Origin of the sequence: Nocardiopsis synnemataformans (assembly GCF_965343085.1) — a bacterium.
Taxonomy (GTDB): Bacteria; Actinomycetota; Actinomycetes; order Streptosporangiales; family Streptosporangiaceae; genus Nocardiopsis; species Nocardiopsis alborubida.
This window is the reverse complement of sequence record NZ_CBDRFA010000013.1, coordinates 1-12,933: the sequence shown is the minus strand read 5'-3', so window position 1 is coordinate 12,933 and position 12,933 is coordinate 1. Positions and strand designations below refer to the sequence as shown.

Genomic DNA, 12,933 nt, shown 5'->3' with positions numbered 1-12,933 from the left:
AGCCACCATGAGCAGCGAAGCCACCGCCGACCCCACCCCCGACTCCGCCCGGGCCAGGGCCCGCGAGGAGGTCCTGCGCCGCCTGCGCTCGCGCGGCGGGACCGGCCAGGACATCCCCCGCGTCCCCCGCGACCGCCCGGCCGCGCTGTCCTTCGCCCAGCAGCGGCTGTGGGTCCTGGAGCAGATGGCTCCCGGCCGCACCGACTACAACTCCGCCCTGGTGCTGCGGCTGACCGGGGACCTGGACGCCGGGGCGCTGCGGCGCTCCCTGACCGCCCTGGTGCACCGGCACGAGTCCCTGCGCACGACCTTCACCGAGGTGGACGGCGAGGGGCGCCAGGTCATCGGCGCCCCCCACGAGGTGGAGCTGCCGGTGACCGCGGCCGGGAGCCGCGAGGAGGCCGCCGAACTGGCGGCCCGCGAGTACGCCCTGCCCTTCGACCTGGAGCGCGGCCCCCTGCTGCGGGCCCGGCTGCTGGCCGAGGGGCCCCGCGCCCACGTGCTGGTGCTGTGCCTGCACCACATCGTCACCGACGGCTGGTCCCTGGACCTGCTGCGCACCGAACTGGACACCCTCTACCGCGCCGCCACCGCCGACCCCGGGCGCGCGCCCGGCTCCCTGGCCTCGGACCTGGGCGCGCTGCCCGCCCAGTACGCCGACTACGCCGCGTGGCAGCGCGCCCGCCTGGACGGCCCCGCCCTGGCCCGCTCCCTGGACCACTGGCGCCGCAGGCTCGCCGACCCGCCCGTTCTCGAACTGCCCACCGACCGCCCGCGCCCGGCCGTGCGCGAGGGGGCGGGCGACACCCTGCCCTTCGCCCTGCCCGCGCCGCTGGTGGAGCGCCTCGAACGCCTGGCCGCCGACCACGGCACCCACCTGTCCACGGTGCTGCTGGCCGCGGCCCAGGTGACCATGGCCCGGTGGAGCCGCAACCCCGACGTGGTGCTGGGCACCGTCACCTCCGGCCGCGAGGACCGGCGGCTGCACGCGATGACGGGCTTCTTCGTCAACACCCTGGCCGTGCGCCAGCACGTGGACGAGGAGCTGTCCTTCGGCGCGCTGCTGGACCGGACGCGCGCCGGGTTCCTCGCCGACCTCGACCACGGCGAGGTTCCCTTCGACACGGTCGTGGACGCCGTCCTGACCGAACGCGACCCCGCCGTGCCGCCGCTGGTCCAGGCCGCCGTGGTCTTCCAGAGCGCCCAGGAGCCCGCGGCGGCGGGCCTGGGCGGCCTGGAGGCCGAACCGGTGCCGGTGCGGCGCGGCCAGTCGGTCTTCGACCTGACCCTGGAGTTCCGTCCCGGGCCCGGCGGCGTCGCCGGTTCGGCCGAGTTCGACACCGCCCTGTTCGACCGCGCCACCGTGCAGCGCCTGGTCGAGGACCTGGTGCGGGTGCTGGAGAACGCCGACGACCCCCGGCCGCTGCGCGCCGTGGCGCTGGTCGGCCCCGAGCGGGCACGGGAGCTGGAGCGCTCCTGGACCGGGGCGCCCGGCCCCCGGCCGCGGAGCCTGCCCGACCTGTTCGCCGAGCGGGCGCGCCTGCGCCCCGACGACCCCGCCCTGGTCGGCGCGGACCGCACCGTCTCCTTCGCCGAGGCCGACGACCGGGCCGCGCGCCTGGCCCGGCGGCTGCGGGAACTGGGCGTGGCGCGGGGCGACCGCGTCGGCGTGTGCGTGGAGCGCGGACCGGCCCTGGCCGAGGCCCTGCTGGGGGTGGTGTACGCGGGGGCGGTCTACGTGCCCCTGGACCCGGAGTACCCGAAGGAGCGGCTGGCCGCGATCCTCGACGACGCCGCGCCGCGCGCGGTGGTCGCCGATCCCGCGGGCGCCCGGCGCCTGCCCGGGGGTGGTCCGCTGGTGGACGCGGCCGACCCCGGCGTGGCCCGGGCGGAGCCGCTGCGCGAGCACATCCGTCCCGAGGACCCCGCCTACCTCATCTACACCTCCGGCTCCACCGGCAGGCCCAAGGGCGTCCTGGTGGCGCACCGCGGCCTGGCGGCCCTGGCCGCGTTCCAGGGCGAGCGCATGCGCGTGGGCTCCGGCTCGCGGATGCTCCAGTTCGCCTCCCCCAGCTTCGACGCGGCCATCGCCGAACTGGTGGTGGCGCTGCTCAACGGCGCGGCCGCCGTGCTGCTGCCGCGGCCGTCCCTGGCGGGCGAGGGGCTGCCCCGCGCCCTGCGCGAGCACCGCGTCAGCCACGTGACGCTGCCTCCCGCGCTGCTGCCCGGCCTGTCACCGGAGGAGCTGGGCCCGGTGGAGCACCTGCTCGTGGCGGGCGAGGCCTGCCCCGGCGAGCAGGTCGCCCGCTTCTGCGGCGACCGGGCCGTGTACAACGGCTACGGCCCCACCGAGTCCACCGTGTGCACCACCCTCAGCACGCCGCTGTCGGGCGGCGGCGGCCCTCCCCTGGGCGATCCGGCGACGGGCACCCGCGTACGGGTCCTGGACCGCTGGCTGCGCCCGGTGCCCGACGGCGTCCCCGGCGAGCTCTACATCAGCGGCGACGGGCTGGCGCACGGATACCTCAACCTGCCCGGCACCACCGCCGCGCGCTTCGTCGCCGACCCGGACGCCGAGGGCGGGCGCATGTACCGCTCCGGCGACCTGGTCCGCCGCGTCGGCGGGCGGCTGGAGTTCCTCGGCCGCACCGACGACCAGGTCAAGATCCGCGGCCACCGCGTCGAGCCGGGCGAGGTCGAGCACGCCCTCACCCGCCTGCCCGGGGTCGAACGGGCCGTGGTGGTGGTCGACGGCACCGGTTCCTCGCGCCGCCTGGTCGCCTACGCCGTCCCCTCCCCCGGGCACGCCCCGAGCCCCGCCGACCTGGAGCGGGCCGCCCGCGTGCTCCCCGCCTACATGGTCCCGGCGGCCTTCGTCGTGCTGGACCGCGTCCCGGTCACCGCCAACGGCAAGACCGACCGGCGCGCCCTGCCCGCGGTGGACTGGGCAGCGCGCTCCGGCGCCGAACACGCGGCCCCGCGCACCCGCGCGGAGCGGGAGCTGGCGCGGGTGTGGTGCTCCCTGCTGGGCCTGGAGCGCGTCGGCGTGCACGACGACTTCTTCCGCGTGGGCGGCGACTCCGTCACCGGCGTGCGCGTGCTCGCCCGCGCCGCCGAGCGGTTGGGCTCCCGGCCCCCGCTGCGCGCTCTGTTCGAGCGGCCGACCATCGCGGCGCTGGCCGAGCTCTACGACGGCTCCGGCGACCGCCGCGACGCGCCCGCGCGGGTGGAGCACGAGGGCCCGGCGCCCCTGTCCGCCGCCCAGCGCCGGATGTGGTTCCTGGACCAGTACTCGCCCGGAGGGGCCGGGTACAATTCCGGCGGCGCGCTGCGCCTGTCCGGCGAGCTGGACACCGCGGCGCTGGAGCGGGCCCTGGACTCTCTGTCCGCGCGCCACGAGGCGCTGCGTACGGTCTTCCCGTCACGGGACGGCACGCCGCACCAGGTCGTGCTCGCCGATTCCGGCCTGCCCGTGGAGAAGACCGCGCTGGACGGCCCGCCCGTGGAGGAGGCCGAGTCGGACGGCCCGCCCGACGCCGAGCGCGGGGAGCGGCTGGACGCGCTGCTGGAGGAGTTTGCCGCGCGGCCCTTCGACCTGGCCCGGGGACCCCTGATCCGGGTGCTGCTGGTGCGCGTGGACGAGGGCGACCACGTCCTCTCGATCGCCATGCACCACATCGTGACCGACGCCTGGTCGATGTCGGTGCTGGTCGGGGAGCTGGGCGCGCTCTACGAGGCCGCCCGCGAGCGGCCCGGAGCCCCGGCCGACGCGCTGCCCGGCGCCGCGGGCCTGGAGCCGGTGGGCCTGCGCTCCACCGACGTGGCCGTGTGGCAGGAGGAGCGGGCCCGCTCGGGCGCCTTCGAGGAGCACCTGCGGTACTGGCGCGACCAGCTCGCCGGGGTGGAGCCCCTGGCGCTGCCGACCGACCGGCCCCGGCCCGCCCGGCGGCGCGGCCTCGGCGCCGCGCGCGCCTTCGAGGTCCCCGCGCGGGTGCGCGAGGGCGTCCGCGCGCTGGAGTCCGGGCACGGCCTGACCCTGTTCATGGTGCTGGCGGCCGCCACCGCGGTGACGCTCGCGCGCCACAGCGGCCAGCGCGACCTCGTGCTGGGCACGGTGACCTCCGGGCGCGACAGCGCGGCCCTGGAGAACACGGTCGGGTTCTTCGTCGACACCGTGGCCCTGCGGCTCCGGGTGGACCCCGACGCGACGGCGGCCTCGCTGCTCGCCGACGTGCGCGAGACCGTCCTCGCCGCGTTCGAGCACGGCGAGGTGCCCTTCGACAGCGTCGTGGACGCGACCGGGCAGGAGCGCGACCCCTCCCGCCCCACCCTGGTCCAGGCGCTGGTGACCCTGCGCAACACGCCGGACGCCCCCTGGCGGGCGAGCGGACTCGACGCGCGCCCGCACGACGTCGCCCACCGGCACACCCAGTTCGACCTGACGGTGGAGTTCGCGGAGGAGGACGGGCGGCTGCTGGGCGCGGTGGAGTACGACACCGACCTGTTCGACGCCCGCACGGCCGACCGGATCGCCCACCACCTGACCGCCGTCCTCGACCTGCTCTCCCGAGCGCCCGGGGCGCCCGTGCGCTCCCTGGCCCCCGCTCCCGCGCCGGAGGAGGCTAAGGCCCTGCGCTCCTGGGGCACGGGCGCGCCCGGCCACCCCCCGGCCTCGGTGCCCGGCGTGTTCCGCGAGCGGGCGCGCGCGCTCCCCGACGCCCCGGCCCTGGCGGGCCCCGGGGGGATGATGACCTACGCCGAGCTGGACCGGGCCTCGGCCGCGCTGGCGGTGCGGCTGCGCTCGCTGGGGGTGGGGCCCGAGACGCCCGTGCCCCTGCTGCTGGAGCGGGGGCCGCACGTGGTCACCGCGATGCTCGCGGTGCTGCGCGCCGGAGGCGCCTACGTCCCCGTCCACGCCGACGACCCCGCCGAACGCGTCCGCCTCCTGGTCGCCGAGACGGGGGCGCCCTGTGTGCTCACCGACGCCGCCTCCGCCGACCGGGTGCCGCCGACCCGCACGGCGGTGCTGGTCGACGCCGCCGACGCCGTACCGGGCGCGGACGCCGGGGCGGAGGGGCTGGACGGCGCCCGTCCCGACCAGCTCGCCTACGTCATGTACACCTCCGGCTCCAGCGGCGTCCCCAAGGGCGTGGCGGTGACCCACACCGACGTGGTGCGCCTGGCCGCGGACCGGCGCTGGTCCGGCGGGCACGCCCGGCGCACGCTCTTCCACTCCTCGCACGCCTTCGACGCCGCCACCTACGAGATCTGGGCGGCGCTGCTGACCGGCGGCACCGTGGTGGTGGCTCCGCCGGGGCGGCTGGACGCGGACGGCTTCGCCGCCCTGGTGTCCGAGCACCGGGTCAGCGCCACCTTCGTCACCGCGGCGCTGTTCAACCTCTACGCCGCGCAGGACCCCTCCTGCTTCGCCGGGATGGAGCAGGTCATCACCGGGGGCGAGGCGGCCAGCCCGCACGCGGTGGAACGGGTGCGCCGCGCCTGCCCGGACACGACCGTGGCCAACGGCTACGGGCCCACCGAGACCACCACCTTCGCCGCCCACCACGCGCTGCCCCGGGAGGGCGCCACCCCCGAACCGGTGCCGATCGGCCGCCCCCTGGACGGCACCCGGCTGCACGTGCTGGACGAGCGGCTGCGACCGGTGCCGGTGGGCGCGGTCGGCGAGCTGTACGTGGGCGGCCGGGTCACCCGCGGCTACCACGGCCGCCCGGGGCTGACCGCCGAGCGCTACGTCGCCGATCCCTTCGGCGGGGGCGGACGGCTCTACCGCACCGGCGACCTGGTGCGCTGGAACAACTCCGGCGAACTGGAGTACACCGGCCGCGCCGACGCACAGGTCAAGCTGCGGGGCTTTCGCATCGAACCCGGGGAGGTGGAGGCGGCCCTGCTGCGCCTGCCCGACGTGGAGCAGGCCACCGTCCAGGTCCACCGCGGCGCCTCGGGCGCTCGCGGCCTGGTCGCCTACGCGGTTCCCCTCCCGGGGGAGCACGCGGACCTGCCGGACGTGCGCGAGCGGCTGCGCCGGACCCTGCCCGACTACATGGTCCCGGGCACCGTGGTGTTCCTGGACGCCATCCCCCTCAACGCCAACGGCAAGGTGGACCGGGCGGCCCTGCCCGAACCCGCCGGGCCCGGGGAGCGCGCGGCCCCGGACGCGGCCCCGCGCGGCGCCGCCGAGCAGGCGCTCGCGGACATCTGGGCGGAGCTGCTGCGGGTCGGGGAGGTGGGCCGCCACGACAACTTCTTCACCCTGGGCGGCGACTCGATCCTGAGCATCCAGATGGTCTCGCGGGTGCGCGAGGCCGGGTGGAACATCACCACGCGCGACGCCTTCCTGCACCAGACGGTCGCCGACCTGGCCGCCGCGGCCGACCGGGGCGGGGCCGCGGACGGCCCGGCCGTGCGGGTTCCGGTCACCGGGACGGTTCCGCCCACGCCCGTGGACCGCTGGTTCCTGCGCACCCGCACGCGCCGCCCCGAGCACTTCGACATGTCGTTGCTGTTCGAGGCCGCCGAGGGCACCGACCCGCGTCTGTGGGCGCGGGCCGCCGACAGCCTGCCCGCACACCACGACATGCTGCGGCTGCGGGTCACCGACACCGCGGACGGTCCGCGCGGGCACCTGGACGCCGACGCGCCCCGCGGTGCCAGGGTGGTGCGCGTGGACGGCGGCGACGGGGAGCTGGAGCGGGCGGTGGAGCGCGAGGCCCTGCGCGAGCGCCCCGCCAAGCGGCTCGCGGAGGGACCCCTGTTCGAGGCGGTGGTGTTCGACCCGGGCGGGCGCCGGGCCCCGCGGGTGCTGCTGTCGGCGCACCACCTGGTGGTCGACGCCGTGTCCTGGCGGGTGCTGCTGGAGGACCTGGCCACCGCCTACGGGCAGCTGGAGCGCGGGAGCGCGGTGGACCTGGGCGCGCCCACCACCCCCTTCCCCGAGTGGGCGCGCCGCCTCGGACACCACACCGCCCAAGGTGCCTTCGACGGGGACGCCGGGTACTGGGCCGACCTCGCCTCCCGGGCCGCGGACGCCCGCCTCCCGGTGGAGCTGGACTCGGGCCCCAACGACGTCGCCTCCCAGCGGATCGTCACGGCGTCCCTGTCGGCGGAGGAGACCGACGCGCTGCTGCGCCGGGTGCCCGGCACGCTGCGCAGCAGCATCGACGACGTGCTGCTCGGCGCGCTGGGCCGGGTGCTGACCGACTGGAGCGGCGACCCGCGCCTGCTGGTGGCCAAGGAGGGCCACGGCCGCGAGGACCTGTTCGACGACGTGGACCTGTCCCGCACGGTGGGCTGGTTCACCGCCATCCACCCGGTGCTGCTGGTGGTCCCCCCGGGCACCGGCACGGCGAAGGCGGTCGCCGCCGCCCGGGCCCAGCGGCGGGCGGCGCCGGACGGGATCGGGTTCGGGGCGCTGCGCGAGCTGGGCGGCGACGGGGCTCCGGCCCCGCTGGCCGCGATGCCCGAACCCCAGGTGGCCTTCAACTACCTGGGGCGGTTCGGCGACCAGGACGGCGGACCGGTGGGGCGCCTGCTGTCCCTGCCCCCGTGCGACCACGCCCCGCAGGAGGAGCGCACCGGCCTGTTCGACGTGACCGGCGGCGTCACCGGGGAGCGGCTGGAGTTCTCCTGGACCTACTCGGCCCACCGGCACAGGGCCGCGACGGTGCGGGCCCTGGCCGACGAGTACGCCGAACGGCTGCGCGGCCTCGTGCGCGACGCCGGGCGCGGGCGCGCGCGGAACCGCCGGGCGCGCTGACCGTGCCGCGCGGACGGCGCGCGGCACCCACGACGACAAGGAGAGAGACCGACGTGAGCAACCCCTTCGACGACGAGGACGCCCGCTTCCTGGTGCTGGTCAACGACGAGGGCCAGCACTCCCTGTGGCCCGCGTTCGCCGAGGTGCCCCGGGGATGGCGGGTGGCGCAGGGCGAGTCCTCCCGGGCCGAGGCCCTGGAGTACGTGGAACGCGAGTGGACCGACCTGCGCCCGGCGAGCCTGATCGCCGCGCAGGAGGGCTGAGCGCGCCGGGGGCGCGCGGGTCCGGCGCGTCCCCAGCGCTGTCAGGCGTCGCTGTCGTCACGCAGCATGCGCAGCACCGCCTCCTCCACCCCGCCCTGGGTGGCGAGTTCGCCTGCGGGCACCTCGCTGCCCAGGGCGGGCAGCGCTTCGGCGACCGTCACGCCCCGCTCGTGCAGCCGGAAGACGCGGGGGTCGATGTAGGAGTCCCGGGCCACCGCCTCGGTGTTGCCCAGGTAGTCGGCCACCTCGCGGACCACGTGCGTCCTCAGCCGGGCCAGGGCTTCGTCGTCCTCGGGGGGCACGGCCACCGCGACCCCGACCGCGGCCAGGACCGTCGCGTGCCAGGTGCGGAACTCCTTGACCGTGTGCTCCTCCCCGGCGACCCCGCGCAGGTAGGAGTTGAGGTCGTCGGTGTTCACGTCGTGCCAGTCGTCGCCGACGCGGTAGGCGAACAGGTCCTGCCCCGGCGAGCGGACGCGCTGGAGGCCGGAGACCACCCGGCGGATCTCGGGCTCGGCGCACTCGACGCGCTGGCCCTGGCCGGACTTGCCGGGGAACTCGAACACCACCGTGCCGCGACTGCGGTGAACGTGCTCGCGCAGCAGGCTCGCGACCCCGTAGGAGTCGTTGCGGGCGGCGTAGGCGTCGCCCCCCGCCCGCAGGAAGCCGAGGTCGACCAGGCGGACGGCCGCCGCCAGGACGCGCTCGCGTCCCAGCCCGCGGCGGCCCAGATGCTCGGTCAGCGTGCTCCGGATCCCGGGGAGCAGCGCGGCGAAGTCGAGCATCCGGTCGTACTTGGCCTCCTCGCTCCGGCGCCGCCACTCCCGGTGGTAGAGGTACTGGCGGCGGCCCGCGTCGTCGGTGCCGCACGCCTGGATGTGCCCCTCGGGCGAGGGGCAGATCCACACGTCGTGCCAGCCCGGGGGCACGACGAGTTCCTTGACGCGACGGATCTCGTCGGGGTCGGTGACCGGCTTCCCGTCCGGACCGTGGTAGCGGTAGCCGCGCCCGCGCCGGATCCGGGTGATCCCCGGCGAGGCGGGATCGCTGCGCCGCAGCCTCATACCGCGGCCTCCTCACGGACGACCATGCGCACTCCCTGGACCGTTCGCCCGGTCAGGACTGGTCGCGGCCGGGCGGGCGCTCCGGGCTCCGGGGCACCGCCCGCGCGTCGGCCGCGTCGGCGGCGACATCATGGCGGCCCTCGGGTCCGGCGCCCCGGTGCGCCTCGTCCCTCCCCTCGACCGAGTGCAGGCGGTCCTCCAGGAGCTCCAGCACCTCCATCCGGCCGGAGTGGCTCTCCTCGTAGGCGATCAGCTCGCGCACCCGCTCCGCGGGGAGGGAGCGGACGCGCTCGTCCAGGGCCCGGATCGAGAGGTCCTCGTAGTCGGGGATAGGGGGAGTCGCCGCCATGCCGCCCACCTGCTTCCTCTGCGATGGTCAGGTGCAGCAGCACAGCTACCCGCGGGGCCCGACCGGAAAACGGGAGGTCGCACGCTGCGTCCGGCTCCGCGGCGGCGGAGCCGGACGGGACCGGGCCCGGAGGTTCGGTGGGCCCCCGGCCCGGTCCCCGCGGACTGCGGCGGGGGTGCTACTTCGCCGCGGCGCGGCGGCGGGCCACCTCGTAGAGGGAGACCCCGGCGGCCACGGAGGCGTTCAGCGACTCCGCGTTGCCGATCGGGATGCTCGCGACCACGTCGCAGGTCTCGCGCACCAGGCGGGACAGGCCCTTGCCCTCGGAGCCGATCACGATGACCAGCGGGCCGGTGGCCAGCTCCAGGTCCGGGATCGGGGTGTCGCCACCGGCGTCGAGGCCGACGACGAACAGGCCCTCCTTCTTGAAGCCCTCCAGCGCGCGGGTCAGGTTGGTGGCCTGGGCCACGGGCAGCCGGGCGAGGGTTCCCGCGGAGGTCTTCCAGGCGGTGAGGTTGACCCCGGCCGAGCGACGCTCGGGGATGAGCAGGCCGTGCGCGTCGAACGCGGCGGCCGAACGCGCGATGGCGCCGAGGTTGTGCGGGTCGGTCACCCCGTCCAGGGCCACGATCAGCGCCGGGGAGTCGGACTCCAGCGCCGCGTCCAGCAGGGCCTCGGGTGCGCGGTACTGGTAGGGGCGCACCTGGAGCGCGAGCCCCTGGTGGGCCGCACCGGGCTGGCCGTTGCTCTCACAGCGGCGGTCGAGCTCGGTCCGGGTGACCTCCAGCACGTCCAGGCCGCGTTCGCCCGCGATCCGTGCCGCCTCGTTGACCCGGTCGTCCGGGTCGAGGCTGTTGGCCAGGAACAGGCGGGTGGCGGGCATACCGGCGCGCAGCGCCTCCACCACCGGGTTGCGCCCCACCAGCAGGTCGGAGGCGTCCGGACGGCGGCGCTCCCCCTGCTGCGTTCCCCGGGCCTGGCCGCCGGAGTCGGAGCGGCGGGCGGCCCTGGCCCGTTGCTTGCCCTCGTACCAGTGCCGCTGCTCGGCGGGCAGGGTACCGCTCTTGGCCTCCAGGGAGCGGCGGTTCTTGCCTCCGCTGCCCTTGGTCGGGCCCTTCTTGCTCTTCTTCGCCGGCATGGTCGCCGCCTCCCCGTCAGTGTTGCGGGCATACCGGAGGCGCGGGGCATCCGGCTGGTGGAATGTGGCCTGCCGGCGTGAACGCGGCGGCAAACTCCCAGACTAACGCCGCCGCGCCACCGCACGGGCCGCCTCAGTCGCGGCGCAGGTCCCAGCGCGGGCCCTCCGGGGTGTCCTCGACCACGACGCCCGCCCCGGCGAGCTGGTCGCGGATCGCGTCGGCCGCAGCGTAGTCCTTGCGGCCGCGGGCGGCCTGGCGCTGCTCCAGGGCGACCGCCACCAGGGCGTCCACGACCTCGCGCAGCCCCTGGGCGCCGCCGGTGGCCCACTGCTCCCCGAGCGGGTCCAGGCCCAGGACGCCGAGCATGGTGCGCAGCTCACCGGCGATCTCGGCGGCCTGCTCCTTGCCGCCCGCAGCCAGCGCCGTGTTGCCCTCGCGGACGTGGCCGTGCACGACGGCGAGGGCCTGGGAGACCCCGAGGTCGTCGTTGAGCGCGGACGCGAACTCCGCGGGCACGTCCGCGGCCGGGACGACCTCGCCCAGCACCTCGACGGCGCGGGTGAGGAAGCCCTCGATGCGCTGGTAGGCGGTGGCCGCCTCCTGGAGGGCGGCGTCGGAGTAGTCGATGACCGAGCGGTAGTGCACCTGGCCCAGGTAGTACCGCAGCTCGACCGGGCGCACCTTGCGCACCATCTGCGGGATGAGCAGGGAGTTGCCCAGCGACTTGCTCATCTTCTCGCCGCCGACGACGAGGAGCCCGTTGTGCAGCCAGTACTGGGCGAAGCCGTCCCCGGCCGCGCGGGACTGGGCGAGTTCGTTCTCGTGGTGCGGGAAGACCAGGTCCAGGCCACCGCCGTGGATGTCGAAGCTGGGGCCGAGGTACTTGGTGGCCATGGCCGAGCACTCCAGGTGCCAGCCGGGGCGGCCGCGCCCCCACGGGGTGGGCCAGCTGGGCTCGCCCGGCTTGGCGCCCTTCCACAGGGCGAAGTCGCGGGGGTCGCGCTTGTCCCGGCCCGGATCGCAGTCGGCCGACTCCACGACCTGGTCCAGGCGCTGGTTGGACAGGCCGCCGTAGGGCGGGTAGGAGCGCACGTCGAAGTAGACGTCACCGGAGCCGTCGGAGGTGGCGTAGGCGTGGCCCGCGTCGATGAGGCGGTCCATGAGGTCGACCATCTCGGGCACGTGCCCGGTGGCCCGCGGCTCGACGGTGGGCGGCAGGCAGCCCAGGATCTCGTACGCCCGGGTGAACGCGCGCTGGTTGCGCTCGCTGACCTGCCACCAGGGCACGCCCTCGTCCGACGCGACCCGGATGATCTTGTCGTCGATGTCGGTGACGTTGCGGCAGAAGGTGACGTCGTATCCCAGGTGCGTCAGCCAGCGGCGCAGGATGTCGAAGTTCACTCCGGAGCGTATGTGCCCGATGTGCGGGGGTGCCTGCACCGTGGCACCACACAGGTACAGGGAGGCGGCCCCCTCGCGCAGCGGGACGAACTCGCGGACCTGTCGGGCACTGGTGTCATAGAAGCGCAGACTCACGTTGTCAAGCGTATCCCCTTTCCCCTCACAGCGACGTCACAAACCAGGGACTCCCAGGTGGGAGAAGCTCTCCCGGACATCCCCAAGTGCGTATATGTGATTGGCCGTATTCGGGCAGAAGAGGTGTGAGATAACCCTGACCGGAAGCCCGGTCCGGCGGTTCTCCCTGCCACTACTCCCTGCATATTCCGACAGAACGACACAGAACGCCTGGGGATGGCTCGCCTGGAAGCAACCATAATCAGCCGGAATCTCGTGTTCGCGGCACCGCCTCGACTACGCTGCGAAGGCGATGGCCCCTTACAACAACGCCCCCGAGTCAGGGACACGGAACGGTAGGCCCGCGGCAGGTCGCGGCGCGGGAGCCGGTGCTCTCGTCGGTGGCGGCCTGTTCGTCGGCCTCATCGCCCTGTGCGCCCTCGTCATCTCCTACAACGGCATCTTCCAGTTCGCCGAGTACGGCGGCCACGAGGGCAGCCTCCTCGCCCACGTGTTCCCGGTGACCTACACCCTGCTGCTGATGATGGCGTGCTGGGTGAGCTACCTGCTGCGCGGAGCGCCCCCGCGCGAGCGGCTCTGGGTCGACCTGGTGCTGATCCCGGTGCTGGTCCTGTTCGCCGCGGCGGCGATGCTGATGAGCAGCCTGGAACTCGTCGAGCGGGTGCACCAGGGGGTCGCCAACGTGATCGTGGCGGTGGCGCCGCTCGCGGCGCTGCTGGTCGCCTTCCTGCTGTGGATGACCCTGCGCGCGCACACGCGCAGGCGCCGCCGTGCCCGGGTGGCGAGGCCGCGTCCGGCGGACGACCCC

General features: G+C 75.7%; 7 protein-coding genes. 3 read left to right on the top strand and 4 right to left on the bottom strand.

All coding sequences use genetic code 11. The annotated features are described in order from the left end of the window. Positions 1-7: 7 nt before the first annotated feature. Both ACSIH6_RS09740 and ACSIH6_RS09735 read left to right on the top strand, forming a co-directional pair. Complete coding sequence (locus tag ACSIH6_RS09740) at positions 8-7,774, top strand: amino acid adenylation domain-containing protein (protein WP_435107906.1); 7,767 nt, start codon at positions 8-10, stop codon at positions 7,772-7,774. Between the two features lie 53 nt (positions 7,775-7,827). Beyond that, positions 7,828-8,037, top strand: coding sequence for an MbtH family protein (locus ACSIH6_RS09735; protein ID WP_017563712.1), 210 nt, complete (start codon positions 7,828-7,830; stop codon positions 8,035-8,037). Between the two features lie 41 nt (positions 8,038-8,078). Here the strand turns inward: ACSIH6_RS09735 and ACSIH6_RS09730 are convergent, their stop codons facing one another. The 4 genes from ACSIH6_RS09730 to cysS form a co-directional block, all read right to left on the bottom strand. Continuing rightward, positions 8,079-9,101, bottom strand: a complete 1,023-nt coding sequence (locus tag ACSIH6_RS09730; protein WP_435107905.1) for a DNA topoisomerase IB — start codon at positions 9,099-9,101, stop codon at positions 8,079-8,081. Between the two features lie 52 nt (positions 9,102-9,153). Continuing rightward, the gene (locus ACSIH6_RS09725; RefSeq protein ID WP_435107904.1) at positions 9,154-9,450 is read right to left on the bottom strand and encodes a DUF8129 domain-containing protein; all 297 of its coding nucleotides are present in this window, start codon (positions 9,448-9,450) and stop codon (positions 9,154-9,156) included. 178 nt (positions 9,451-9,628) lie between these two features. Next, complete coding sequence (gene rlmB, locus ACSIH6_RS09720; protein WP_435107903.1) at positions 9,629-10,588, bottom strand: 23S rRNA (guanosine(2251)-2'-O)-methyltransferase RlmB; 960 nt, start codon at positions 10,586-10,588, stop codon at positions 9,629-9,631. Positions 10,589-10,721: 133 nt separating this feature from the next. Then, a complete protein-coding gene (gene cysS / locus ACSIH6_RS09715; RefSeq protein ID WP_435107902.1) occupies positions 10,722-12,125 on the bottom strand; it encodes a cysteine--tRNA ligase in 1,404 nt (467 codons plus the stop codon). Between the two features lie 292 nt (positions 12,126-12,417). Between cysS and ACSIH6_RS09710 the strand changes: the two genes are divergently transcribed. After that, positions 12,418-12,933: DUF2637 domain-containing protein (locus tag ACSIH6_RS09710; protein WP_435107901.1), on the top strand; the 516-nt coding region annotated here is incomplete at its 3' end.

What these genes read in the sequence shown, in the direction of transcription:
- ACSIH6_RS09740 (WP_435107906.1), top strand. Translation starts at nt 8, where the DNA reads ATGAGCAGCGAAGCCACCGCCGACCCCACCCCCGACTCCGCCCGGGCC.
- ACSIH6_RS09730 (WP_435107905.1), bottom strand. Translation starts at nt 9,101, where the DNA reads ATGAGGCTGCGGCGCAGCGATCCCGCCTCGCCGGGGATCACCCGGATC.
- ACSIH6_RS09725 (WP_435107904.1), bottom strand. Translation starts at nt 9,450, where the DNA reads ATGGCGGCGACTCCCCCTATCCCCGACTACGAGGACCTCTCGATCCGG.
- rlmB (WP_435107903.1), bottom strand. Translation starts at nt 10,588, where the DNA reads ATGCCGGCGAAGAAGAGCAAGAAGGGCCCGACCAAGGGCAGCGGAGGC.